Origin of the sequence: Streptomyces narbonensis (assembly GCF_014649015.1) — a bacterium.
GTDB lineage: Bacteria > Actinomycetota > Actinomycetes > Streptomycetales > Streptomycetaceae > Streptomyces > Streptomyces narbonensis.
On record NZ_BMSF01000020.1, the window covers coordinates 43,854 to 68,843 of the forward strand.

Annotated in this window: 22 protein-coding genes; 11 read left to right on the forward strand and 11 right to left on the reverse strand. The window is 72.2% G+C overall.

Going from position 1 to position 24,990, the window contains the following annotated elements; translation table 11 throughout:
- Positions 1 to 27 precede the first annotated feature (27 nt).
- The 5 genes from IE124_RS29485 (at position 28) to IE124_RS35450 (ending at position 3,843) form a co-directional block, all read left to right on the forward strand.
- Positions 28 to 708 carry a bifunctional 4-hydroxy-2-oxoglutarate aldolase/2-dehydro-3-deoxy-phosphogluconate aldolase gene (locus IE124_RS29485; protein WP_229832986.1) on the forward strand — a complete coding sequence of 227 codons (681 nt, stop codon included), beginning with the start codon at positions 28 to 30 and terminating at the stop codon, positions 706 to 708.
- Entirely contained in the window at positions 705 to 1,670 is a 966-nt protein-coding gene (locus IE124_RS29490) for a sugar kinase (RefSeq protein WP_189512146.1), read from the forward strand. Before IE124_RS29485 ends, IE124_RS29490 begins: the two co-directional genes overlap by 4 nt.
- Before the next feature lie 55 nt (positions 1,671 to 1,725).
- The gene (locus IE124_RS29495; RefSeq protein ID WP_189512148.1) at positions 1,726 to 2,478 is read left to right on the forward strand and encodes an SDR family NAD(P)-dependent oxidoreductase; all 753 of its coding nucleotides are present in this window, start codon (positions 1,726 to 1,728) and stop codon (positions 2,476 to 2,478) included.
- On the forward strand, positions 2,475 to 3,620 hold the full coding sequence (gene dgoD, locus IE124_RS29500; RefSeq protein WP_189512151.1) for a galactonate dehydratase: 1,146 nt from the start codon (positions 2,475 to 2,477) through the stop codon (positions 3,618 to 3,620). Before IE124_RS29495 ends, dgoD begins: the two co-directional genes overlap by 4 nt.
- Before the next feature lie 100 nt (positions 3,621 to 3,720).
- On the forward strand, positions 3,721 to 3,843 hold the full coding sequence (locus IE124_RS35450; protein WP_268246761.1) for a hypothetical protein: 123 nt from the start codon (positions 3,721 to 3,723) through the stop codon (positions 3,841 to 3,843).
- A 107-nt stretch (positions 3,844 to 3,950) separates the two neighbouring features.
- Here the strand turns inward: IE124_RS35450 and IE124_RS29505 are convergent, their stop codons facing one another.
- From IE124_RS29505 to IE124_RS29520, 4 genes are all read right to left on the reverse strand, one after another.
- Positions 3,951 to 4,415 carry a hypothetical protein gene (locus IE124_RS29505; RefSeq protein WP_189512153.1) on the reverse strand — a complete coding sequence of 155 codons (465 nt, stop codon included), beginning with the start codon at positions 4,413 to 4,415 and terminating at the stop codon, positions 3,951 to 3,953.
- Between the two features lie 193 nt (positions 4,416 to 4,608).
- Positions 4,609 to 5,076, reverse strand: a complete 468-nt coding sequence (locus IE124_RS29510; RefSeq protein WP_189512156.1) for a hypothetical protein — start codon at positions 5,074 to 5,076, stop codon at positions 4,609 to 4,611.
- A 506-nt stretch (positions 5,077 to 5,582) separates the two neighbouring features.
- Entirely contained in the window at positions 5,583 to 7,172 is a 1,590-nt protein-coding gene (locus tag IE124_RS29515) for a glycoside hydrolase family 53 protein (RefSeq protein WP_189512159.1), read from the reverse strand.
- A gap of 241 nt (positions 7,173 to 7,413) precedes the next feature.
- Complete coding sequence (locus tag IE124_RS29520) at positions 7,414 to 9,522, reverse strand: beta-galactosidase (protein ID WP_189512161.1); 2,109 nt, start codon at positions 9,520 to 9,522, stop codon at positions 7,414 to 7,416.
- 207 nt (positions 9,523 to 9,729) lie between these two features.
- Between IE124_RS29520 and IE124_RS29525 the strand changes: the two genes are divergently transcribed.
- The 4 genes from IE124_RS29525 to IE124_RS29540 are packed head-to-tail and all read left to right on the forward strand — an operon-like array spanning position 9,730 to position 14,002.
- On the forward strand, positions 9,730 to 11,043 hold the full coding sequence (locus IE124_RS29525; protein ID WP_189512172.1) for an ABC transporter substrate-binding protein: 1,314 nt from the start codon (positions 9,730 to 9,732) through the stop codon (positions 11,041 to 11,043).
- Positions 11,040 to 12,023: a carbohydrate ABC transporter permease gene (locus IE124_RS29530; RefSeq protein ID WP_370468837.1), complete on the forward strand. Its 984-nt coding sequence runs from the start codon at positions 11,040 to 11,042 to the stop codon at positions 12,021 to 12,023. Before IE124_RS29525 ends, IE124_RS29530 begins: the two co-directional genes overlap by 4 nt.
- On the forward strand, positions 12,020 to 12,946 hold the full coding sequence (locus IE124_RS29535; protein WP_189512174.1) for a carbohydrate ABC transporter permease: 927 nt from the start codon (positions 12,020 to 12,022) through the stop codon (positions 12,944 to 12,946). The genes IE124_RS29530 and IE124_RS29535 overlap by 4 nt, the downstream gene beginning before the upstream one ends.
- 30 nt (positions 12,947 to 12,976) lie before the next feature.
- Positions 12,977 to 14,002, forward strand: coding sequence for a LacI family DNA-binding transcriptional regulator (locus IE124_RS29540; RefSeq protein WP_189512176.1), 1,026 nt, complete (start codon positions 12,977 to 12,979; stop codon positions 14,000 to 14,002).
- 71 nt (positions 14,003 to 14,073) lie between these two features.
- Here IE124_RS29540 and IE124_RS29545 read toward each other — a convergent pair whose 3' ends face one another.
- From IE124_RS29545 to rhaI, 6 genes are all read right to left on the reverse strand, one after another.
- Positions 14,074 to 14,718 carry a LutC/YkgG family protein gene (locus IE124_RS29545; protein ID WP_189512178.1) on the reverse strand — a complete coding sequence of 215 codons (645 nt, stop codon included), beginning with the start codon at positions 14,716 to 14,718 and terminating at the stop codon, positions 14,074 to 14,076.
- Complete coding sequence (locus IE124_RS29550; RefSeq protein ID WP_189512301.1) at positions 14,715 to 16,118, reverse strand: LutB/LldF family L-lactate oxidation iron-sulfur protein; 1,404 nt, start codon at positions 16,116 to 16,118, stop codon at positions 14,715 to 14,717. The genes IE124_RS29545 and IE124_RS29550 overlap by 4 nt, the downstream gene beginning before the upstream one ends.
- Before the next feature lie 71 nt (positions 16,119 to 16,189).
- Complete coding sequence (locus tag IE124_RS29555) at positions 16,190 to 16,906, reverse strand: (Fe-S)-binding protein (protein ID WP_189512180.1); 717 nt, start codon at positions 16,904 to 16,906, stop codon at positions 16,190 to 16,192.
- On the reverse strand, positions 16,906 to 18,408 hold the full coding sequence (locus tag IE124_RS29560; RefSeq protein WP_189512182.1) for a rhamnulokinase: 1,503 nt from the start codon (positions 18,406 to 18,408) through the stop codon (positions 16,906 to 16,908). Before IE124_RS29560 ends, IE124_RS29555 begins: the two co-directional genes overlap by 1 nt.
- 56 nt (positions 18,409 to 18,464) lie before the next feature.
- Positions 18,465 to 20,510 (reverse strand): bifunctional aldolase/short-chain dehydrogenase, encoded by a 2,046-nt coding sequence (locus IE124_RS29565; protein WP_189512184.1) that lies wholly within the window; start codon positions 20,508 to 20,510, stop codon positions 18,465 to 18,467.
- Positions 20,511 to 20,560: 50 nt separating this feature from the next.
- On the reverse strand, positions 20,561 to 21,727 hold the full coding sequence (gene rhaI / locus IE124_RS29570) for an L-rhamnose isomerase (RefSeq protein WP_189512186.1): 1,167 nt from the start codon (positions 21,725 to 21,727) through the stop codon (positions 20,561 to 20,563).
- Positions 21,728 to 21,894: 167 nt separating this feature from the next.
- On the opposite strand from rhaI, the gene IE124_RS29575 reads away from it, so the two are divergent.
- Positions 21,895 to 22,215 carry an L-rhamnose mutarotase gene (locus IE124_RS29575; RefSeq protein WP_189512303.1) on the forward strand — a complete coding sequence of 107 codons (321 nt, stop codon included), beginning with the start codon at positions 21,895 to 21,897 and terminating at the stop codon, positions 22,213 to 22,215.
- A 196-nt stretch (positions 22,216 to 22,411) separates the two neighbouring features.
- Positions 22,412 to 23,449 carry a LacI family DNA-binding transcriptional regulator gene (locus tag IE124_RS29580; RefSeq protein ID WP_189512188.1) on the forward strand — a complete coding sequence of 346 codons (1,038 nt, stop codon included), beginning with the start codon at positions 22,412 to 22,414 and terminating at the stop codon, positions 23,447 to 23,449.
- 352 nt (positions 23,450 to 23,801) lie between these two features.
- Here IE124_RS29580 and xylA read toward each other — a convergent pair whose 3' ends face one another.
- A complete protein-coding gene (xylA, locus tag IE124_RS29585) occupies positions 23,802 to 24,971 on the reverse strand; it encodes a xylose isomerase (protein WP_189512190.1) in 1,170 nt (389 codons plus the stop codon).
- Positions 24,972 to 24,990 lie beyond the last annotated feature (19 nt).

The window sequence follows — 24,990 nt, forward strand, 5'->3', positions numbered from 1 at the left end:
ATCCGACTCGCAAGGAAGCACCGCACCATGACCGTGAACACCCCGCACGAGACCGCCGCCCCGCCCGCACCCGGCACCGCCCACGAAGGGCTGTTCGCCGCGCTGGCCGCCGCACCCGTCATCGCGATCCTCCGCTCCACCTCCGCCGCCCACTTCGCCGAAGTCACCGACACGCTCCGGGCGTCCGGCGTCCGGGCCACCGAGTTCACCCTCACCACCCCCGGAGTCCTCGACGCGCTCCGCGAGTACGCCGCCGACGCCCCGCCCGGGCTCGCGCTCGGCGCCGGCACGGTGACCACGCCCGCCGAGGCCCTTGCCGCCGTCGAGGCCGGAGCCACCTACCTCATCACCCCGACCACCGCCACCGAGGTCATCGCCGAAGCCGTGCGCCTGGACGTCCCGGTGCTCCCCGGCGCGTACACCCCCACCGAGATCCTCACCGCCTGGCGGGCCGGTGCCACCATGGTCAAGCTCTTCCCCGCCGCGACCGGAGGACCGGAGTACCTCCGCGCCGTGCGCGCCCCGCTGCCCGACGTCCCCCTCGTGCCGACCGGGGGCATCGGCGCCGCCGACGCCCCCGCCTACCTCGCCGCGGGCGCCGCCGCCCTCGGCGTCGGCGGCCCCCTCGTCGGGGACGCCTGCGAGGGCGGCTCTCTCGCGGCCCTCGCCGAGCGCGCGGCCGCCTTCCTCGACGGGATACGGCGATGAGCCGCCCGACACCCCATGGCCACCCCGAACTCGTCACGCTCGGCGAGGTCATGGCCGTCGTCGCCGCCACTTCGCCCGGACCCTTCGCCACGGGAGCGCCCCTGCGCCTCGGCTGGGCGGGCGCCGAGGCGACCGTCGCCGTCGGCGTGAGCCGGCTCGGCCACACCTCGGCCTGGACCGGCCGAGTGGGGGAGGACGCGACGGGTGCGATGGTCCTCGCCGGACTCCGCGCCGAGGGAGTCGACGTCTCCGGCGCCCGTGCGGACCCGACGGCTCCCACCGGCCTGATGCTCCGCGAACGACGCACCGCCGACCGGTTCCGCGTCACCTACCACCGGGCCGGACTCGCCGGCTCCCGGCTCGCCCCCGAGGACCTGGACGACGCACGTATCGAGGGCGCCAGGATCCTCCATGTCACCGGCATCACCCCGGCGTTGAGCCCCACAGCCCGCGCCGCCGTCGAGCGCGCCGTCACGGTCGCCCGGGCCGCCGGGGTCACCGTCTCCTTCGACGTCAACCACCGCGAACGCCTCTGGAGCCGCGCCGAGGCCGCCGACGCGCTCGGCCGCCTCCTCCCGTACGCCGACATCGTCTTCGCGGGTCCCGAGGAGGCCTCCCTCTTCGTGCCCGAGGGCGAGCCGGAGGGGATGGCCCGCGCCCTCATCCGTCTCGGCCCGGCACAGGCCGTCCTCAAGCTCGGCGCCGACGGAGCCCTCGCGGTCGCCGACGGCGCGCTCCACGTCCGGCGGGCCGTGCCCGTCACCGCGGTCGACCCCGTCGGCGCGGGCGACGCCTTCGTCTCCGGCTACCTCGCCGCTGCCCTCGACGGCTCCCCGGTCCCGGAGCGCCTCCGGCTCGCCGCGCTCTGCGGCGCGTTCGCCGTCTCCGTACCCGGCGACTGGGAGGGCCTCCCGCGCCGCGCCGAACTCGGCCTGCTCGCCGCCCAGGACATCAGCCGCTGAGCTCCACGAGCCCGGCCCCACACCCCTCCGCACCAGCACCCGGGAACCCACGATCATGAACCGTTTCTCCGGACGGACCGCCGTCGTCACCGGCGCGGCCTCGGGCATCGGCGCCGCCAGCGCCGCCCGCCTCGCCGCCGAGGGCGCCTCGGTCCTCGTCTCCGACATCGCCGACGAGGCCGGCGAGGCCGTCGCCGCCGCGATCCGCGCCGACGGCGGCCGCGCCGCCTACGTCCACTGCGACGTCTCCTCCGAGGAGGACTGGACCGCCCTGCGCGAGGAGGCCCACGCCCGCTTCGGCCCCGTGAGCGTCCTCCACAGCAACGCCTTCACCCACACCGCCGGCGCCGCCCACGAACTCCCCGTCGCCACCTGGGACCGGGAGATGGCCGTCAACCTGCGGGCCCTCTACCTCGCCACCCGCACCTTCCTCGACGACCTGCGCGCCGAGGGCGGCAGCCTCGTCGCCACCTCCAGCGTCCACGCCGACTTCGGCCTGCCCGGCTACCCCGCGTACGCCGCGGCGAAGGGCGGAATGTGCGCCCTGGTAAGGCAGTTCGCCGTCGAGTACGGGCCGGATGTCCGCTTCAACTCCGTCCTGCCGGGACCGATCCTCACCGACGTGTGGAACGACGTCGACGAGGAGGGACGGCGGATCTCCGCCGACGCCACCGCCCTCGCCCGCCTCGGCCGCCCCGAGGAGGTGGCGTCCGCCGTCGCCTTCCTCGCCTCCGCCGACGCCACCTACATCACCGGAACGAACCTGGTCGTCGACGGCGGCTGGACCGTGAAGAAGGACTCCAAGTGAAGATCACCTCCCTGCGCACCTACCTCGTGGCCCCGCGCTGGTGCTTCCTGCGCATCGACACCGACGAGGGCCTCACGGGCTGGGGCGAACCCGTCGTCGAGGGCCGCGCCCACACCGTCGCCGCGGCCGTCGAAGAGCTCTCCGACCACCTGATCGGCCAGGACCCGATGAAGATCGAGGACCACTGGCAGGTCCTCACCAAGGGCGGCTTCTACCGCGGCGGCCCGGTCCTCTCCAGCGCCGTCGCCGGCATCGACCAGGCCCTCTGGGACATCACGGGCAAGGCCCTCGGCGTCCCCGTCTGGCAGCTCCTCGGCGGCAACGTCCGCGATCGCGCCCGCGTCTACAGCTGGATCGGCGGAGACCGGCCGGACGAGGTCGCGAGCGAGGCCCTGGCGCGGAAGGACGAGGGGTTCACGGCCATCAAGATGAACGCCTCCGCGCAGCTGCGCCTCATCGACACCCCCGCCGCCACGCAGGCGATCGTGGACCGGGTCGCCTCCATCCGTGAGGCCGTCGGCGACGAGTTCGACATCGCGATCGACTTCCACGGCCGCCTCACCGCACCCATGGCCCGCCGGGTCCTGCCGCTCCTGGAGCCGTACCTGCCCTTCTTCGTCGAGGAGCCGGTCGTCCCGGAGATGAGCGACCACATCGGCGACATCGTGCGCTCCACATCCATCCCCATCGCGACGGGAGAACGCCTCTACTCCCGCTGGGACTTCAAGAAGGTCCTCGACCAGGGCATCGCCGTCGCCCAGCCCGACCTCTCGCACGCGGGCGGCATCTCGGAGGTGCGCAGGATCGCCTCGATGGCGGAGGCGTACGACGTCTCCCTCGCCCCGCACTGCCCGCTGGGCCCGATCGCCCTCGCCTCCTGCCTCCAGGTCGGCTTCGCCGCGCCGAACCTGCTGATCCAGGAGCAGAGCCTCGGCATCCACTACAACACCGGCTCCGACCTGCTCGACTACCTCGTGGACCCGGCGGTCTTCCGGTACGAGGACGGTCACGTCGCCCTCCCGACCGAGCCGGGCCTCGGCATCGAGGTCGACGAGAAGGCGGTCGAGCGGGCCGCCGAGGTCGGCCACCGCTGGCGAAACCCGGCCTGGCGCAGGGACGACGGCTCGCTGGCGGAATGGTAGGGGCGGAAGACGACAGCCCGATGGAACGAGCTCGATGACGAGCCGGCCCCCGGGCGTTCGGAGGTTCACACCAGCACGGCGGCTTCTTGCTCCCCCGGGGATGACGGTGCATCTCATCGACCACCGTTTCCTGACGCACAGCACGGACGTCACCGTGACGATCCTCGCCACCGACGGCAAGTTCCGTTCCGAGGGCTGCGGAGTGTGGAAACCGGTCAGGTAGTGGCCGGAGCCGGAGCCGGAGCCGGAGCCGGAGCCGGAGCCGTAGGCGGATTCCCACTCAAGCCGTCGGCCCGGTGCGGGCGGGGCAACGGCCCCGCCCGCGGGGCGTCACCACATGTGGCGCACTCCGTAGATGACGACTCCGGCGAGGCTGAGGCCCGAGCCGTAGGCGAGCCCGCGCAGAAAGTGGTCGAACGCGGCGCGACACTGGAGCCGGATGTAGTCGGTGAAGTGGCTGTCGCCAGTCTCGGCGGGGCTCCCGGGGGCCACATGAGGCCTACGGGAGAAGACCATCGTGCGGTAGTGGTCCCTGGCCCGGCGCCAGGTGCCGAAAGCGCGGCGGTAGAAGATCAGACCGCGGCAGCCGTGGACGGGACCGACCGACAGCAGAAGGCCTGGAACGTCCCCGGTACGGCGATCAGCCCCACCGCTGCGGCCGTTGTGCGGCGTTCGCGTCTCCGGAGGAAACCAGACGAGCCTGAGTATGGCTCCGGGCGCGGCTTCCGCGCCCATCCCTTCGACGGTGGCCGACGTGGGGGTGGTCAGTATCGGACTGCTGGCAGCGGTACTCATGCCCTCGACAACCCACCTCCCGAACCGGGCGACACTGCCACCGAGGCGGGTTCACCCCTGGCGACGGCCATCTTCCCCGGCAGGAGGGAAATTCCTCATCCAAACGGAGCGGAACGCATCCGCCGAGGGGCGCTGCGGTGCCGTTCTGCTGCGACCGTCGACTCAGACGCCCTGTGCTGCCGCGGGAAGCGGATCATTCGTCGCAGTGCTCAGCCGGCTCGCGTCTGGCCGTTCCCCTGGAGAGGATGCCGCTGCCGGAAGCCGAATCCGACTCGCTGTACTCGGCCGCGACAAGCCCGCTCTCGCTGCGCTCCCACGACTGCCCGTCGCTGTCGACGAACCGGATGGCCCGGATCGGCGCCCCGCCCTGCTCGATTCCGTAGCCCAGCAGAAAGGCATCGATGGGTCCCGGGGAGAGGACCAACCGGGTGCAGGGCGGCATCGTCCAGGAATCCAGCTGGAGGGCGAGCCACTCGTGCTCTGCCGGATCGACGCCCGCGTCCGGTGCGTAGAACATCATCTCGACATTGCTCACTGGATCCGGCGAGCGGTTCACGATGACGACCGTTTCGGAGAGCTCGCCTGCCGGCTCCGTCCAGTAGGCGACCCGCCCCGCCTGCTGCCGCCGGTCCTGATCGAGCTGCCGGCGCGTTGCGTCCACGCTCGACGATGCCACCAGGGCGCTGAAGAACAGACCGATCGCCGCGACGATGGCCGTCAGCGCTGTTGCCCAGGGCGCCAGGGCGTCACCGATGCGACGGGCACGCCTGGGTGACCCCGGTGTTACGCCGACGCGTGGACGTCTTTGCGGGGAGTGCAGCCGGCGGGTCCTGACCCTCGGGGAGGTCGCTCGATGCGCCACATCTTCACCATCGGCCACAAGGCGCGGCCCCGCTACCGGGCGCCCTCCGCAGGGAGGCGGGCGCCGCATGCCGTTCACGCTGCCACCGGGCCGCTCGCGGACGCCAGAGGCGCCGACGAATCGGCCACAGGCATATGCGGACGAGGGTCCTGTGTGATGCCGAAGGCCCACACCTGCCGCAACGGCCGTTGCTGGTACCGGTGGGAACGGCCGCAGCCGTTCCCACCGGTCACTGTCAGATCACCCCGCACCGTGCTCGTACATCGGCCGGCGCGTGGACCAGCACGTGATCGGCCGGGCAGGCTTTAGCGGTGTGAGAACCAGCTCGCGGCCGGGAGCAGCTTGCTGTCGTAGTCGAACAGGGCCTGGTTCTCCCAGCCGTTGCCGGAGGAGGAGTCCGTGGGGTCCCAGCCGTTTCCGGTGACGGCGGTCCACGCCGGCTCCCAGTAGACGACGCCGAGCCCGCGGCCGTTCGGCACGGCCTCGACGACGTTCATGATGTCCCGCAGCCAGGCCGACTGGCCGGCGCTGCTCGCCGGGTAGCCGGCGACGAGCTCGCTCGACAGGTCGATGATGTTCTCGTGGCTGTCCTCGCTGTCGAGGCGGAACGGGTAGGCGGTCTCCGCGACCATGACCTTCTTGCCGTAACGAGCCGAGATGTCGTCGAGGTTGGTCTGCAGCGCGGAGAGCGCGCCGTGCCAGTAACCGTAGAAGGACAGTGCGATCACGTCGTAACTCACGCCCTGCGCGGCCGCGTTGTCGAACCAGTTGCGGTAGAGGGCGTTGTCGCCGCCGTTGGCGAGGTGCAGCGCGATCTGGGTGCTGGACGACACCGCCTTGGCCGCCGAGATGCCGGACTTGAGCAGGCCGCCGAGCTGTGACCAGTTGGACGTCGAGCCCTCGGGCCAGAGCATGCCGGTGTTGATCTCGTTGCCGATCTGCACCATGTCGGCCGTGGTGCCCTGCGCCTTCAGGGCGTTCAGGACGTCGTAGGTGTGGTTGTAGACGTCCGTGGTGAGCTGGGAGTACGAGTGGCCCGTCCAGGCCGCGGGCTTGCTCTGGGCGCCCGGGTCGGCCCATATGTCGGAGTAGTGGAAGTCGACGAGCAGCTTCATGCCCTGGGACTTGATGCGCTGGGCCGTGGCGAGGACGCGCGCCTTGTCGTTGTATCCGTCGGCCGGGTTCACCCACACCTTGAGCCGGCCGTAGTTCGCACCCGCGCCCTTCAGGATCGCGACCGGGTCACCGGTGGCACCGGCGCTCGTCTTGTACGTCCCGCCCAGGTCCTCGCTCTTCTTCAGCGCGGAGAGGTCGACGCCCTTGACCGCGAGCCCGGTCGAACCGGAGGTGAAGGTGAGGTCGTCGACGTTCAGCCAGTTGCCCGCCTTCGCATCGGAGTTGATGCTGATCGTGCAGGCGCCCGAGGTGACGTTGACCGACGTGACGAGCCGTATCCAGGCACCGTTGGACGTCACCGGCAGGTCGGTGCGCTGCTCGGCCGAGCCGCAGTTGCGCAGGGCGAGGTAGGCGGAGTTCTGCCCGCCGCCGGAGCGGACCCAGGCGCTGAGCGTGTACGTGCCGTTGGCGAGCCCGGAGAGGTACTGGTACGTCTCCACCTTGTACGCGGAGGCCGACCAGTGGCTGAGGCGGTAGCTGCCACCGTGGCCCCCGGCCTCGGTGAACGAGGCGGCGTTCTGGCCGGCGGCCGAGTAGGTGGACCAGCCGGCCGGGGTGGCGGTCCCGGCGGAGTCGCTCTCGAACCCGGCGTTGGTGAGGGTGGAGGCCGCCTCGGCCCGCGGGGCTGCGGGCAGCGGAGCCAGGAGCAGGGCGCCCAGCGCGGCGGCGAGGGCCGCGGCCCGCAGGCGGATGCGGCTTCTGGTGGGGGTGAGGTGCATCGTCGAGTCCCTTCGACGGTGGCGGATGTGAGAAGTGGTGCGTTCCTAACGGGTGGTGCGATTTCGTTCGGTGGTGCGAGTCCGTTCGGTGGTGCGGGTGGTGCGGGTGGTGCGGGTGGTGCGGCTCACCCGGGGGCGGTGCAGCGGGGCGCGGCCGCCCCCGGGGAGATCGGGGCCCCGGTGGCAGGCCGGGGGAGGGGTGATGAACGGGGGGGAGAGGGAGGGGGGAGGCCGGGCGGTGTCAGCCGTCGAGGCGTACGACCCTGACGGCACCGGCCGGGACGGTGAGCTTCCCGTCGACCGGCGTCCCGACCGGCGTACCGGCAGTCGCACCGACCGGCGTACCGGCAGCCGTACCGACCGGAGTACCAGCAGCCGTACCGACCACAGCACCCGCGAGGAGCTCCGTCCCGGAGCCGTCCAGCGGCACCTCGGCGTCCTCGGCGGTGTGGTTGAGCGCGAAGAGGTACCGCTGCCCGTCGTCCCCGGCGCGGCGCACGACCTCCACGTCACGCGGAAGCGCGGCACGCTCCGCGACCCCGGCGTCCTCGCAGGCGGCGGCCACGATCGCGTCCAGCGAGGCCGCGTCGAGCCGGGTGGAGACGTACCAGGCGGTGCCGCGGCCGAGCCGGCGCCGGGTGACGGCGGGCCCGCCGGCGGCCGGTCCGTCGGCGTACGACCACACGGTCTCCGCGCCGCGCGGCCGGACGAACTCCGTCCACACGTCACCGGTGAGCGAGGCACCGCCCGGCCCCTCGATCCGTACGCGCTGCTCGTCGAGGAGCGGCGACCACTCCTCCACGGTCAGACCGAGGACGTCCCGCAGGGCGCCCGGGTAGGCGCCGGGGTGCACGGCGTCGTGCTCGTCGACGATCCCGGAGAAGTACGAGACGACGAGCGTGCCGCCGTCCTCGACGTACTCGCGGAGGTTCTGCCCGGCGGCCTCGGTCATGAGGTAGAGCGCGGGCACGACGACCAGAGGATAGGCCGAGAGGTCGCTCTCGGGGTGCGCGAAGTCGACCGTGAGGTGCCGGTCGTACAGCGCCTCGTAGAAGCTGTCGGCGCGCTCGCGGGCGTCGTGGGCCTCGTTCGGCCGCCACTCCAGGCTCTGCGCCCACCAGGAGTGCCAGTCCCAGAGCACGGCGACGTCGGGGACGGTCCGGGTGCCGCGCACCTCCTCCAGGGCCTCCAGGCCGGCCCCGAGGGCGACGACCTCGCGCCAGACGCGGGTGTCGGTGCCGCCGTGCGGGACCATCGCGGAGTGGAACTTCTCGGCGCCGCGCCGGGACTGGCGCCACTGGAAGAACATGGCGCCCTCGGAGCCGCGGGCCACGTGGGCGAGGGAGTTGCGGGCCATCTCGCCGGGGCGCTTGGCGGGGTTGCGGGCCTGCCAGTTCACGCCGGACGTGGAGTGCTCCAGGAGCAGCCAGGGCGCGCCGCCGGCGACGGAGCGGGTGAGGTCGGCGGCCATCGCGAGGTTGATGTGGGTGCGGCGGCCGTCGGTCATGAGGTAGTGGTCGTTGGTGACGAGGTCGACCTCGCGGCCCCAGGCCCAGTAGTCGATCGAGTCGCACTGGCTGAGCGCGGTCATGAAGTTGGTGGTGACGGGGATGCCGGGGGCCAGTTCGTGCAGGATGTCCCGTTCCATCCGGAAGTTCTCCCGGATGGTGGCGTCGGCGAAGCGCCGGTAGTCGAGCTGCTGGGCCGGGTTGCCGACGGTGGGGGTGACGCGGGGCGGGAGGATCTCCTCGTACGAGCCGTAGGCCTGGCCCCAGAAGGCGGTGCCCCAGGCCTCGTTCACGGCCTCCACGGAGCCGTAGGTCTCGTGGAGCCAGTTCCGGAAGTGGGCGGCGCAGCCGTCGCAGTAGCAGGCGCTGACGGGCACGCCGTACTCGTTGTGGACGTGCCAGAGGGCGAGTGCCGGGTGGCTGCCGTAGCGGCGGGCGAGCGCGGTGGTGATGCCGGCGGCGGCCGTGCGGTACGCGGACGAACTGTGGCAGATCGTCCCGCGTGAGCCGTACGAGTAGCGCATGCCCTCGGCGGTGACGGGCAGCGCCTCGGGGTGGGCGCGGTAGAACCAGGCGGGCGGCGCCACGGTGGGCGTGCCCAGGTCCACCCGGATGCCGTGGGCGTGGAGCAGGTCGAGGAGCCGGTCGAGCCAGCCGAAGTCGTGGCGGCCGCTCTCGGGTTCGAGGAGGGCCCAGGAGAAGATCCCGACGCTCACCATGGTGACGCCGGCCTCTCGCATCAGCCGAACATCCTCCTGCCAGACGCTTTCCGGCCATTGCTCGGGGTTGTAGTCGCCCCCGAACGCGAGGCGCTGCAGGCCTTTGGGAGTGGTCTGCGGCATGAGTCTCTCCTGGGAGTTCGGAAGATGGAAGCTTTGGTTGCTTGGGAACGTGCACACACTCGATCTCGATGTGGCAACGCAACATAACCGCACACGAACAACCATTGACAAGTGTCCGGAACGTTTCTCTACTGTGAACGCTCACAGATGCATGGTCGGCCTCTCCATCTGAGAGAGAGGCCCCTTTCGGTCAGGGAGAAGTACCCCATGCCACACATCACGCGCCGCAGCCTCGCCGCCGCCACCGCCGTCCTCCTCGGCGCCACCGCGCTCACCGCCTGTGGATCCTCCGACTCCGGCGACAAGGCGGGCGCCGAGTCCGGCCCGGTCTCGCTCACTTACTGGGCCTGGGCGCCCGGCATGGACAAGGTCGCGGCCCTCTGGAACGCCAAGCACCCCGACATCAAGGTCACCGTGCAGAAGCAGGCGTCCGGCGACGACCTCGTCACCAAGATCATCACCGCGGCGAAGGCGCACAAGGCCCCCGACCTGGTCCAGGCCGAGTACCAGGCCCTGCCGACGCTCGTCAGCAACGACGCCCTCGCCGACATCGCCGAGGAGGTCCACGGCGTCAAGGACAGGTTCGCGCCCGGCATCTGGCAGCAGACCACCTTCGGCGGCGAGGCCGTCTACGCCCTGCCTCAGGACTCGGGCCCGCTGATGTTCTTCTACCGCGAGGACCTCTTCAAGCAGTACGGCCTGACCGTCCCCACCACCTGGGACGAGTTCGCCGAGACCGCACGCGCCGTCAAGAAGAAGGCCCCCAAGAAGTCCCTGACCACCTTCTCCGCCAACGACTCCGGCCTCTTCGCCGGTCTCTCCCAGCAGGCCGGCGCCAAGTGGTGGACCTTCGAGGGCGACACCTGGAAGGTCGGCATCGACGACGCCGCCACCAGGAAGGTCTCCGACTTCTGGGGCGGCCTGGTCGCCGAGGGCGCCGTCGACAACCAGCCGATGTACACCCCCGCCTGGAACAAGGCCCTGAACACCGGCGAGCAGCTCGCCTGGGTCAGCGCCGTCTGGGCCCCCGGCACCCTCACCACCGCCGCACCCGACACCAAGGGCAAGTGGGCCATGGCCCCCCTCCCGCAGTGGAACAAGGGCGAGAACGCCACCGGCAGCTGGGGCGGCTCCTCCACCGCCGTCACCACCGACTCGAAGCACAAGGCCGCCGCCGCCGAGTTCGCCACCTGGCTGAACACCGACCCGGAGGCCCTCGCCGCCCTCGTCAAGGAGAGCGGCATCTACCCCGCGGCCACCGCCGCCCAGACCAGCGGCGCCCTCGCCAAGGCCCCCGACTACTTCGCCAACCAGCCCGACTTCTACACCCGCGCCGCCCAGATAGCGAAGACCACCGCCCCCGCGGCCTGGGGCCCGAACGTGAACGTCGCCTACACGTCCTTCAAGGACCAGTTCGGCAAGGCCGCCAAGGCCAAGAGCGGCTTCCCCGCGGCCCTCACCGCCATGCAGAACGCCACCGTCGCGGACCTGGACAAGCAGGGCTTCGAGGTCGCCAAGTGACGCAGCCCCCCAAGGGCGTGCGCCGGTCGTACGGGGTCGAGGCGGCCCCGTACGCCCCGCCCTCGTCCAGCACCACCCTCAAACGAGCGCGGAGCGCCCCCTACTTCTTCATCCTGCCCGCCGCCGTCCTCTTCGCCCTCTTCTTCGCGCTGCCCATCGGCTACGCGGTCTGGCTCAGCTTCCACAAGGTCCGGATCAAGGGCCTCGGCCTCGGCAAGGGGGCCAAGACCGAGGTCTGGGCCGGCCTGGAGAACTACACCTCCGCCCTCGCCGACTCCGAACTCCTCGCGAGCGCCCTGCGCGTCCTCGGCTACGGCGCCATCGTCGTCCCCGTCATGCTCGGCCTCGCCCTCTTCTTCGCGCTCCTCCTCGACTCCGAGCGCGTCCGGGGCCGCTCCTTCGCCCGGCTCGCGATCTTCCTCCCGTACGCCGTCCCCGGCGTCATCGCGGCCGTCCTCTGGGGCTTCCTCTACCTCCCCGACGTCAGCCCCTTCCACTACCTCCTCGACAAGGCCGGCCTCCCGCAGCCCGACCTCATGGACGGCGGACCCCTCTACCTGGCGATGTCCAACATCGCCGTCTGGGGCGGCACCGGCTTCAACATGATCGTCATCTACACCGCGCTGCGCGCCCTGCCCACCGAGGTGTACGAGGCCGCCAAGCTCGACGGCTGCTCCGAACTCCAGATCGCGCTCCGCGTCAAGATCCCGATGGTGGTGCCCTCGCTGGTGCTCACCTTCTTCTTCTCGATCATCGCGACCCTCCAGGTCTTCAACGAGCCCATGACGCTCAAGCCGCTCACCAACGGCATCCCCTCCACCTGGAGTCCCCTCATGAAGGTCTACAGCGACGCCTTCACCGGCGGGAACATCCACGCGGCCTCGGCCACCGCCGTCGTGCTCGCCCTCGCCACCTTCGCGCTGTCTTTCACGCTCCTCAGGATCTCCAACCGCCGCACCACACAAGGAGCAGGCCGATGACCGGGCTCGCCTCCCCCAAGCTCCGCGAAGCGGCCCCCGCGACCGGCCGCACCCCCGCCACCGCCCCCGGCGTCTCCCAGGGGCCGCCGCGCCCCCGCCGCACCGCCCTGCTGCCCACGACCGCCCTCGTCCTCGGCGCGCTCTACTGCCTGCTGCCCGTCGCCTGGGTCCTCGTCGCCGCCACCAAGGCCGACGACGAACTCTTCTCCACCTTCACCTTCCTGCCCGGCACCGGCCTCACCGACAACATCGGCGAGCTCACCGGGTACCGCGACGGCATCTACTGGCGCTGGATGGCCAACTCCGTGCTGTACGCGGGTCTCGGCGGCGCCCTGTCCACCGTGGTCTCCGCGTTCGCCGGCTACGCCCTCGCCGTCTACCGCTTCCGAGGCCGCGAGGCGTTCTTCAACATCATGCTCGCGGGCGTCCTCATGCCCCCCGTCATCCTCGCCGTCCCGCAGTACCTGCTGATGGCCGAGGCCGACCTCACGGACACGTACGCCTCCGTACTGCTGCCGCTCGTCCTCTCCCCGTACGGCGTCTACCTCGGCCGCATCTACGCCGAGGCCGCCGTCCCCATGGAGCTCGTCGAGGCCGGCCGCATGGACGGCGCCGGCGAGTGGCGGATCTTCCTCAGGATCGCGGTCCCCATGATGGCCCCGGGCCTCGTGACGATCTTCCTCTTCCAGTTCGTCGCCATCTGGAACAACTTCCTCCTGCCGTTCATCATGCTCGGCGACGACGAGAAGTTCCCCATGACCGTAGGCCTGTTCACCCTCCTCAAGCAGGGCGCCAGCCAGCCCGCCCTCTACACCCTGGTCATCACCGGAGCGCTCCTCGCGATCGTCCCGCTCATCGCCCTGTTCCTTCTCATCCAGCGCTTCTGGAGCCTCGATCTGCTCTCCGGCGCCGTAAAGTCCTGAACCACAGGGGATCGAGGGGAAACACACAGCATGAGCACAGCAGCGGCAAGGCGCCGCCCGGCGACCATCCACGACGTGGCCCGCGAGGCCGGGGTCTCGCGCGGCACCGTCTCTCGTGTCCTCAACGGCGGCCACTACGTCAGCCCGTCGGCGAAGGCCGCCGTCGACGCGGCGATCCGCAGGACGGGATACGTCGTCAACCGGCACGCCCGCTCGCTGATCACCGGCAAGTCCGACTCGGTCGCCTTCCTCCTGACCGAGCCGCAGGAGCGGTTCTTCGAGGACCCCAACTTCAACGTCCTGCTGCGCGCCTGTACCCAGGCCCTCGCCGCGCAGGACATCCCGCTCCTCCTGATGATCGCGGGCACCGAGGACGAACGCCGCCGCAACCTCCGCTACATCGAGGCCGGCCACGTCGACGGCGTCCTCCTCGTCTCCAGCCACTCCGGCGACCCCGTCGTGGCCAGGCTGCACGAGGCCGGCGTGCCCGTCGTCGCCTGCGGAAAGCCGCTCGGCCAGACCGCCAAGATCGGCTACGTCGCCGCCGACGACCGCGACGGCGCCCGCGACATGGTGCGCCACCTCCACGCCTCGGGGCGGCGGCGGATCGCCACCGTCACCGGCCCGCTCGACACCCCGGGCGGCGTCGAGCGCCTCGCCGGCTACCGCGAGACGCTCGCCGAGGTCGGCCTCCCCGTCGACGAGACCCTGATCGCCGGCGGCGACTACAGCCGGGCGAGCGGCGAGGACGCGGCCCGCGCCCTCCTGGAGCGCGCCCCCGACATCGACGCCGTCTTCGTCGCCTCCGACCTGATGGCGCAGGGCGTCCTCGACACCCTGGCCCGCGCGGGCCGGCGGGTCCCCGAGGACATCGCGGTGGGCGGTTTCGACGACTCCCCGGCGGCCCTCTCCAGCCGCCCCTCGCTCACGACGATCCGCCAGCCGTGGGACCGCATCAGCACCGAGATGGTGCGGACGCTCCTGGCCCGGATAGCGGGCGAGGAACCGGCGGCGGTCATCCTCCCCACGGAGCTCGTCCGCCGGGAATCGGCGTAGCGGGACGCTTTCGAGGAGCGGTCGGTCCCTGACGGGGGCCCGGCCGCTCCTCCGTCATGTCGGGCAGCCGGTCACCTGGAAACCACCAGGATCACTTCCAGGGTCCGGGGGCCGTGCACGCCCTCGACCCGGTCAAGCTCGATGTCGCTCGTCGCGGACGGCCCGGAGATCCAGGTGAGCGGCCGCCCCGGGTCGAGCAGGGGGAGCGCCAGCGGCACCGAGGCCACCACCTGCTCCGGTGCCAGGACCACACAGACGTGCAGGTCGGGGACGAGGGTGAGGGCGCGGCGCCCCTGCCCCGGGCCGCCGTCGAGGACGAGGGTGCCGGTCTCGGCGATCGCCAGCGCGCAGCCCGTCACCACGGCGTCGATGCCGTCGAGTTCGTACGGGGTGAGCCGGGGCTCGTCGGGCCGCCGGACGGCGTCCGTGGCGGCGAGCCACGCGTCGGGCAGCCCGGGCGGGACGGCGACGCTCCGGGCACCGCGCTCCGCGAGCCGCTCGGCGACCAGGGCGGCGAGGCCGCCGGGCGCGGTGCGGTGGACGTGGGCGCGGTAGTCGGCGAGGTTCTCGTGGAGCAGGCCGAGGACGGCCGCAGGGTCGTCCGCGGTGTGGCTGGTCCGGTAGTCGCGGTCGACCGCGGGCGCCTCGGGCGCGCCGGCGACGGCGGCGCGGACCCGGGCGAGGATCCGCTCGCGTGCGGAGACGGCGTCGGTCATGTGCGGTTCTTCCTCCACCAGTCGCGGAACGGTTCGGCGGGCAGTTCGGGCAGGTCCCGGTGGTCGGACCACTGCCGGGCGCCGGGGCCCGGCAGGCGCTTCGGGTGGACCTTGCGGGTCGCGGACGCCACCCTCTCCCCGGCGGCCAGCACGTTCGGGTGGTCGAGGACCCAGGATGCGGCCTTGATCGCGGCCTTCTCCAGCCTGTGGCCCTTCCCGCCCTCCTCGGCGACCCGCTCGCGCAGGTGCACCAGGACCTCGGGGATGTCGATGGCGACCGGGCACACCTCGTAGCAGGCGCCGCACAGCGAGGAGGCGTACGGCAGCGAGGCGTCGATCTCGCTGGTGGTGCCCCGGAGCTGGGGGGTGAGGATGGCGCCGATCGGCCCGGGGTAGACCGAGCCGTACGCGTGACCGCCGGCCCGCTCGTACACCGGGCAGACGTTGAGACACGCCGAGCAGCGGATGCAGCGCAGCGCCTGGCGCCCCACCTCGTCGGCCAGGGCGTCCGTGCGGCCGTTGTCGAGGAGCACCAGATGGAAGGCGCGCGGCCCGTCCTCGTCGGCCGTGCCGGTCCACATGCTGGTGTACGGGTTCATGCGCTCGGCCGTCGACGAGCGGGGCAGCGTCTGGAGGAACACCTCCAGGTCCCGCCAGGTCGGCACGACCTTCTCGATCCCGACGACGGAGATGAGGGTCTCGGGCAGGGTCAGGCACATGCGGCCGTTGCCCTCGGACTCGACGACGACCAGGGTGCCGGTCTCGGCGACCATGAAGTTCGCCCCGGAGATCCCCACCTTGGCGCGCAGGAACTTCTCCCGCAGGTGCAGCCGGGCCGCCTCCGCGAGCTCGGCCGGGGTGTCGCTCAGGCCCTCCGGTGCCGCCCGTCCCCAACTCCCCATCTTCTCCGCGAAGATGTCGCGGATCTCGCCTCGGTTGCGGTGGATGGCCGGGACCAGGATGTGCGAGGGGCGGTCCTCGCCGAGCTGCACGATGAGCTCCGCGAGGTCCGTTTCGTAGGCGGCGATGCCCTCGGCCTCCAGGTGTTCGTTGAGCCCGATCTCCTGGGTGGCCATCGACTTGACCTTGACGACCTCCGTCTCGCCCGTCGCCCTGACCAGATCGGCGACGATCCGGTTGGCCTCCGCCGCGTCCGCGGCCCAGTGGACGGTGCCGCCCGCGTCCGTCACACCCGCCTCCAACCGCAGGAGGTGCGTGTCCAGATGACGGAGCGTCTCGTCCTTGATCCGCTTCCCGGCCTCCCGCAGCGCGGCCCAGTCGTCGAGCTCGGCCACCGCTCGCGCCCGCTTGTCCCGGATCGTGTGCGTCGCGTGCCGGAGGTTGGCCCTCAGGGTCGTGTCACCGACCGCCTCGTGCGCCGCTTCCGGAAAGGACGGCATGCCGACGAATGCCCTCCCGTCGCCCGACCGCCGCCCCTCATCGAGCGCTGATGCGCGCACCTTCTTGTCGCTCACCGCCAGGGCTCCTCTTCCGTGCTCGCCAGGATCTCCGCCAAGTGCAGAGTGCGCAGCGGATCTTGACGCCGTCTCAGCATGCCTCCGAGATGCAGCAGACAGGAGTTGTCCGCCCCGCACAGCACCCCCGCGCCGGTGGACAGCGCGTTCGTGATCTTGTCGGCGCCCATGGCGGCCGACACGTCCGGGTTCTTCACCGCGAAGGTCCCGCCGAAGCCGCAGCACTCCTCCGCCCCCGGCAGCTCCACGAGCTCCAGGCCCTTCACCGCCTCCAGGAGCCGCCGGGGCCGCTCCCCGAGCCCGAGCATCCGGAGCCCGTGGCACGACGGGTGGTACGTCACCTTGTGCGGGAAGTACGCGCCGACGTCCGTCACGCCGAGCACGTCCACCAGGAACTCCGTCAGCTCGTGCACGCGCGGACCGAGGGCCGCCGCCTCCGCACCGAACGACGGGTAGTGGTGCCGCACCATCGCCGCGCAGGAACCGGACGGGACGACGACGTGCTCGTACCCCTCGAAGGCCCGCACCGTGCGCCGCACCAGTGGCCCGGTCTCCTCGCGGTAGCCGGTGTTGAACTGCGGCTGCCCGCAGCAGGTCTGCGCGGCGGGGAAGTCCACCTCCACGCCGAGCCGTTCGAGGAGTCTGACCGTCGCCACGCCCGTCGAGGGGAAGACGGCGTCGTTGACGCAGGTGACGAAGAGGGCGACGCGCATCACGGGTTCCTCGGGGACGGTTCGGTTCGGGCGGCGGCCGCGTCCCAGGCGGCGCGGCCGGCGGGGTCCTTCCGCGGTTCGTAGTGTCGCAGGGGCTGCGTCGCCGAGACGAGCCGACGCGTCGAGGGCAGGTCGCCGACGAGCCCGGCGGCCCGCGCCTGCACGAGGACGTTGCCGAGGGCCGTGGCCTCGACCGGTCCGGCGACCACCGGCAGTCCGGTGGCGTCCGCCGTCCACTGGCACAGCAGCTCGTTGCGCGCCCCGCCGCCCACGAGGTGGACCCGCGTGATCTCCCGGCCGGCCAGCTCGGCGGCCTGCCGCAGCGCCCGGCGATGGGCCAGTGCCAGGCTCTCCAGGACGCAGCGGACCACCGCCCCCGGGCTCTCGGGCGCCCGCTGCCCGGACCTGCGGCAGGAGGCACGTATCCGCTCCGGCATGTCGCCCGGGGCCAGGAACTCCGGTGCGTCCGGGTCGACGAGCGCCGCGAACGGCTCCGCGCGGGCCGCCAGCGCGAGCAGCTCCGGCAGGGCGGTCGGCTCCTGCCCACGCGACTCCCACGTCCGGCGGCACTCCTCCAGGAGCCACAGGCCCATGATGTTCCGGAGGAAGCGGATGGTGCCGTCGACCCCCCGCTCGTTGGTGAAGTCGGCGGCCCGGGACTGCTCGGTGAGCACAGGGGCATCCAGCTCCAGGCCCGCGAGCGACCAGGTGCCGCAGGACAGGAAGGCGAAGTCCGGGCCGGTGGCCGGGATGGCGACCACCGCCGACGCCGTGTCGTGGGAGGCGACCGTCGTCACCCGGGTCCGGGCGTCGAGCCCGGTGAACTCCGCCACGTGGGGGAGGAGTTCGCCGGCCGGGTCGCCGGGGGCGCGGAGCGGCGGCAGCAGCCCGGCATCCACCCCGAGCCGGCCGAGCAGCTCCTTCGACCAGGTGCCCGCGCGGGCGTCGAAGAGCCCCGTCGTGGAGGCGTTGGTCTCCTCGGCCCCGACCGTCCCCGTCAGCCAGTGGACCATCAGGTCCGGCATCAGCAACAGCGTCCGGGCCGCAGCCAGTTGGGCACTCCCGGCGGCTGCGGTGAGCTGGAAGACGGTGTTGAACGGCAGGTGCTGGAGGCCGGTGACCCGGTACAGCTCCGCCCGGCCGACCCGCGCCCACACGGCCTCGGCGGCGCCCTCGGTCCGCGGATCGCGGTAGTGGTACGGAGCGCCGAGGAGAGCGCCGTCGGCATCGAGGAGGCCGTAGTCCACGCCCCAGGTGTCGACGCCGACGGAGGCGACCCCGCCGGCGCGGGCTGCCACGCGCAGTCCTTCCAGGACGCCCCGGTGGAGACCGAGGACGTCCCAGCGCAGCCCGTCGGGCAGCCGGACGGGGGTGTTGGGGAAGCGGTGCGCCTCGGTGAGGTCGAGGACCCCGGGACCGACGCGGCCGAGCATCACCCGCCCGCTGGTGGCCCCGAGATCCACCGCCGCGAACACGTCCCGGGGCCTTGCCGTCGACCGCATCGTCAACCCCGTCGTCAGCCCCGTCGTCGACCCCGTCTCCGGACTCGTCCTCGGACTCATCGGAGGAAGGCGGCGGCCACGCCCGCGTCCACCGGGACATGGAGGCCGGTCGTGTGGCTGAGGTCGCCGCCGGTTAGCGCGAACACCGCGTTGGCGACGTGCTCGGGAAGCACCTCTCGCTTCAGGAGGGTCCGCTGGGCGTAGAAGGCGCCCAGATCCTCCTCCGCGATGCCGTACGTGGCGGCCCGCTGAGCGCCCCAGCCGCCGGCGAAGATGCCCGAGCCGCGCACCACGCCGTCCGGGTTGACGCCGTTGACCCGGATGCCGTGCTCACCCAACTCGGCGGCGAGCAGTCGCACTTGATGAGCCTGGTCGGCCTTCGTGGCGGAGTAGGCGATGTTGTTCGGGCCGGCGAAGACCGCGTTCTTGGAGGCGATGTAGACGATGTCGCCGCCCAGCCCCTGGGCCGTCATCACCCGCGCCGCCTCCCGGGAGACGAGGAACGAACCCCGCGCCATGACCGCGTGCTGGACGTCCCAGTCCCTCGCCGTCGTCTCCAGGAGCGGCTTGGAGAGGGAGATGCCGGCGTTGTTCACTACCAGGTCCACCCCGCCGAAGGCCAGCAGTGCCGACCGGAAGGCCGCGTCTATCCGCTCCTCCGACGTGACGTCCACGGCGACCGCCACCGCCCTGTCCGGCCCGCCCAACTCCTCGGCCACGGCGGCCGCGTTGGCGGCGTCGAGGTCGGCGATCACCACACACGCGCCCTCCGCGACCAGCCGGTGCGCGATCGCCCGGCCGATGCCGCTGCCCGCGCCCGTCACGAGCGCCACCCGGGTCGCGAGCGGCTTCGGACGGGGCATCCGCCGCAGCTTGGCCTCCTCCAACTCCCAGTACTCGATACGGAACTTCTCCGACTCCTCGATCGGCGCGTATGCGGAGACCGCCTCGGCCCCGCGCATCACGTTGATCGCGTTGACGTAGAACTCGCCCGCCACCCGCGCCGTCTGCTTGTCGCGCCCGAAGGAGAACATGCCCACGCCGGGGACGAGGACGACCGCCGGATCGGCTCCCCGCATCGCGGGGGAGTCCGGGGTGGCGTGCCGCGCGTAGTACGCCGCGTACTCCTCGCGGTAGGCGGTGTGCAGCTCACGCAGCCGCTCGACCGCCCGGTCGAGGGGCGCGTCGGCCGGCAGGTCGAGGACGAGGGGCCGGACCTTCGTCCGCAGGAAGTGGTCGGGGCAGGACGTGCCGAGGGCGGCGAGCCGCGGGTGCTCGGCACGGGCCAGGAAGTCGAGGACCGTGTCGGAGTCCGTGAAGTGCCCGACCTGCGGATGGTCCTGGGAGGCGAGCCCCCGGACGTACGGGGCGAGCTCGGCGGCCCGCTCCCGCCGCAGGGCCTCGGGCAGCGGCGCGTACCCCTCGACGACCGGCCCGAAGGGTGCCGGGCGGCCCCGCTCGACGAGGAAGGCCTCGGCGGTGCGGATGATGTGCAGCGCGTTGCGCTCGCACTCCTCGGAGGTCTCGCCCCACGCGGTGATGCCGTGGCCGCCGAGGACGACACCGACCGCCGCCGGGTGGGCCGCCTTCACCGCGGCGATGTCCAGGCCCAGCTGGAAGCCGGGGCGCCGCCACGGCACCCACACCACCGAGTCGCCGAAGCACTCGGCGGTCAGCTTCTCCCCGTCGGCGGCGCAGGCGAGCGCGATCCCCGCGTCCGGGTGGAGGTGGTCGACGTGGGCCGCGGGCACCAGGCCATGCATGGCGGTGTCGATGGACGGGGCCGCGCCCCCCTTCCCGTAGAGGCAGTGGTCGAAGGCGGCGACCATCTCGTCCTCGCGCTCGACGCCCGGGTAGACGTCGACGAGCGCGCGCAGCCGGTCGAGCCGCAGCACCGCGAGCCCGCTCTCTGTGAGCGTGCCCAGGTCGCCGCCGGAGCCCTTGACCCACATGAGCTCGGTCGGGCCGCCGGTCACGGGATCGGTGACGGAGCCCTTCGCGGAGGCGTTGCCTCCGGCGTAGTTGGTGGTGCGGGGGTCGGCACCGTGCCGGTGCGCACGTGCCAGGAGAGAGGTGACGACGCGGGGTGTGGCCGGGGTCATGTGGTCTTCCTTCGGGCCTTCGGGCGGGAGGTGTACGGAGAAGGAGGGGGCTACGCGCCCCAGCCGGCCTGGTCCCCGCCGACGCGCTCGGCGGCGATCCGCTCCTGCCGTCCGGAGCGGAGGTAGGCGGCGACCGGATCCGGGTCGAGACCCCGCTCCTCGCGCAGCGCGCGCAGCAGGGGCCGTACGTCGGTGTCGTAGGCGTCCATCAGGACGGCGTTGGCGGCGAGCACGTCCCCGGACCGCTGGGCGGCGGCCAGGGCGTCGCCATCGACGAGCAGCGCCTTGGCCGTGGCCTCCTGGACGTTGGCGACGGAGCGGATCACCGCGGGCACCTTCGCCTCGATGTTGTGGCACTGGTCGAGCATGAAGGCGACGCCCGCCGCCGGGGCGAGACCGCCGTTGCGGACGACCTCGTGCATGATCCGGAAGAGCTGGAAGGGGTCGGCCGCGCCGGCCATCAGGTCGTCGTCCGCGTAGAAGCGCGAGTTGAAGTCGAAGCCGCCGAGCTTCCCCTCCCGCAGCAGCAGGGCGACGATGAACTCGATGTTGGTGCCCGGCGCGTGGTGGCCGGTGTCCACGACCACCTGCGCCCTCGGGCCCAGCTTGAGGCAGTGTGCGTAGGCCGTTCCCCAGTCCGGCACGTCGGTCGTGTAGAAGGCCGGCTCGAAGAACTTGTACTCCAGGAGCATCCGCTGCCCCTCGCCGAGCCGCTCGTACACCTCCGAGAGGCACTCCGCGAGCCGTTCCTGGCGGGCGGTGACGTCGTCCTGCCCTGGGTAGTTCGTGCCGTCCGCGAACCACAGCTTCAGATCGGCCGAGCCGGTCGCGTCCATGATGTCGACGCAGTCGAGGAGATGGTCCACGGCCCGGCGGCGCACGGCGGCGTCGGGGTGGCAGACGCTGCCGAGCCTGTACGTGTCGTCCTGGAAGGTGTTGGAGTTGATCGCGCCCAGTTCGAGCCCGCGCTCCTTCGCGTACGAGGCGAGGGCCGCGTAGTCGTCGACCCGGTCCCACGGGATGTGCAGCGACACCTTCGGGGCGACGCCCGTGAACGCGTGGACCTGGGCCGCGTCGTCGAGCTTCTCGTAGGGGGTCCGGGGCACGCCCGGCTGCGCGAAGACCTTGAACCGGGTCCCGGAGTTGCCGTAGCCCCAGGAGGGGGTTTCGATCCGCTGGGCGGCTAGTGCGGCCTTCACGGCAGCGATGTCGGGCATGTCCACCTCAGAGTGCTCGGAGCCACGAAATGAATCGATTCATTACGTGGGGAAGCTAGCCATCGCCCGGGGTGTCGTCAAGACTCTTGACCGAGAGGGCGTGCACGTCCTAGCGTCGCGATCCAGGGAAATGAAACATTTCAGTCGCGAGGAGGGGGCGGGTGAACATGCAGAGGGTCTGCTTCCTGCTGAAGGTCCGGGCCGAGCGGGTGGACGAGTACCGCGCGCGCCACGAGCACGTCTGGGCCGACATGCTCTCGGCGCTCTCCGCCGCCGGCTGGCACAACTACTCCCTCTTCCTGCGCGAGGACGGGCTGCTCGTCGGCTACCTGGAGACGCCCGACTTCGACCGGGCGCGTGCCGCGATGGAGGCGGCCGAGGTCAACGCCCGCTGGCAGGCCGAGATGGCGGAGTTCTTCGAGGAGCTGGACGGGCGGGCACCCGACGCGGCCATGCGTCCGCTGACCGAGGTTTTCCACCTCGCGTGAGGGCGAGGACGCGAGGGTGGCGCGAGGGCGAGGGGGCGTGAGGGCGAGGGGGCGTGAGGGCGAGGGGCGCGAGGAGGGGGTGCGCGAGGGGGGCGAGGGGGAAGGGCGGGCAGGTGGGGCCGCATAGGATGAAACGCGGGGCGGAAGCCCACCCGGACCGGGTGGCGGCAGGGGCAGGACGGACCAGGTGGGACGGATGACGGACACCGCGCGGACGGTCGGGACCGTCGGCATCAAGGACGTGGCACGCGAGGCGGGCGTCTCCGTCGGCACCGTCTCCAACGTGATCAACCAGCCGGACCGGGTCTCGCCCGCGACACTCCAGCACGTGCGGCGGGTCATCGCCCGCCTCGGCTACGTCCGCAGCGAGTCCGCCCGCCAGTTGCGCGCCGGCCGCAGCAGGATCATGGCCCTGCTCGTCCTCGACATGGGCAACCCCTTCTTCGTCGACATCGCCCGGGGCGCCGAGCGCGCCGCCAGGGCCGCCGGCCTCGGCGTCATGGTCTGCAACAGCGACCAGAACCCGGGCGACGAGGCCGACTACCTCTCCCTCTTCGCCGAGCAGCGCGTCCGTGGCGTACTCGTCACACCCGCCGACCCCAGCGGCGCGAACCTCCGGGAGTTCCGCCGCCACGGCATCCCCTCCGTGCTTGTCGACCGCGTCGCGGGTGACGGCGCCGGCTGCTCGGTCTCCGTCGACGACGTCGTCGGCGGCACCCTCGCGATCCGCCACCTCGCGGCGGGGGGCCACCGCTCCTTCGCCTACGTCAGCGGCCCGTCCCACCTCCAGCAGATCCGCGACCGCCGCGAGGGCGCCCTGCTCGCGCTCGCCGAGGCCGGACTGCCCGCCTCGGCCCTCCGGGAGCTCCCGGCCGAGCGCCTCGACGTGGCCTCCGGGCGCGACGCAGGCGCGCGCCTCCTCGGCCTCCCCGAGCGGCCGACCGCCGTCTTCTGCGCCAACGACCTGCTGGCCCTCGGCGTCCTCCAGTCGCTGTACGCGGCCGGGGTCCGGGTCCCGGAGGACATGGCCATCGTCGGCTACGACGACATTGAGTTCGCGGCGGCCGCGACCGTGCCCCTGACCTCCGTACGGCAGCCGGCGGTCACCCTCGGGGCGAAGGCCGCCGAACTGCTCCTGGAGGAGACCGGCGAGCGGGCGGGCGAGCACCGGCACGAACACGTGGTGCTCCAGCCGGAGCTGGTCGTCCGACGCTCGACGCTCGCCACGCGCTGACGCCGCCAAGCTCTGAGGCCGCCAGGCGCTGAGGCTCACGACGCTCTGAGGCCCGCCATGCTCCGACGCTCACGCGCGCCGGCGCCGCCACGCTCACGCCTGCCGAGGGCCGGCGCCGCCCACGCTCTGAGGCCCGCCACGCTCCGACGCTCACGCGCGCAGGCGCCGCCACGCTCACGCCTGCCGAGGGCCGGCGCCGCCCACGCGCTGATGCTCATCGAGCGCCGGCGCCGCCCACGCTCTGACGCTCACCGAGCTCTGACGCTCACCGCGCTCTGACGCCTGCCGCGCACCGACACCTGGTGCGCACCGACGCCTGCCGCGCGCTGGCGCCCCCGCGCTCCTCGGAGACTCAGCGGACGCCCAGGAGGTGCTCCAGGGCCAGCTGGTCGAGGTGCTCGAAGGCCATCGAGCGGGCTGCCGCCGCGTCCGCGTCGAAGGTCTCGTACGCCGTGGGGTCGGCGAGCAGCGCGGCGAGGCCGTCGGCGGCCGTGGGCACGGCGAGCTCGGGCAGCCGCGAGGCGGCCAGCGCCTCCTGGACGTCGGGGTCGGCGCGGAAGGCCGCCGCGCGCTCCTTCAGGACCAGGTAGTTGCGCATGCAGTTCTTCGCGGACTCCCACACCCCGTCGAAGCCGTCCGTCCGGACGGGCTTGAAGTCGAAGTGGCGCGGCCCCGCGTATCCGGCCGTCTCCAGGAGGTCCACCAGCCAGAAGGCCTGGCGCAGGTCGCCGGCCCCGAAGCGGAAGTCCTGGTCGTACTTGATGCCCGACTGGCCGTTGAGGTCGATGTGGAAGAGCTTGCCCGCCCACAGCGCCTGCGCGATGCCGTGCGGGAAGTTGAGCCCGGCCATCTGCTCGTGGCCCGTCTCGGGGTTCACCCCGACGAGCTCGGGGCGCTCCAGGCGCTCGATGAAGGCGAGGGCGTGCCCGATGGTGGGCAGCAGGATGTCGCCGCGCGGCTCGTTCGGCTTGGGCTCGATCGCGAAGCGCAGGTCGTAGCCCTGCTCGGTGACGTACTCCCCGAGGAGGTCGAAGGCCTCCTTCATGCGGTCGAGTGCGACCCGCACGTCCTTGGCGGCACCGGACTCGGCGCCCTCCCGGCCGCCCCAGGCCACGTACACGCTCGCGCCGAGCTCGACGGCCAGGTCGATGTTGCGGAGGGTCTTGCGCAGGGCGAAGCGGCGCACGTCCCGGTCGTTGGCGGTGAAGGCGCCGTCCTTGAAGACGGGGTGGGTGAAGAGGTTGGTCGTCGCCATCGGGACCGCGAGCCCGGTCCGCTCCAGTGCCGCGCGGAAGCGCTTGACGGCGGAGTCGCGCTCGTCCTCCGAGGCGCCGAAGGGGATGAGGTCGTCGTCGTGGAACGTGATGCCGTACGCGCCGAGGGCGGCGAGCCGTTCGACGGCCTCGACCGGGTCGAGGGCGGGGCGGGTGGCCTCGCCGAAGGGGTCGCGGCCCTGCCAGCCGACGGTCCAGAGGCCGAAGGTGAAGCGGTCCTCGGGGGTGGGGGAGAAGAGCTCCGGCACGGTGTGTCCTTCCCTTGCC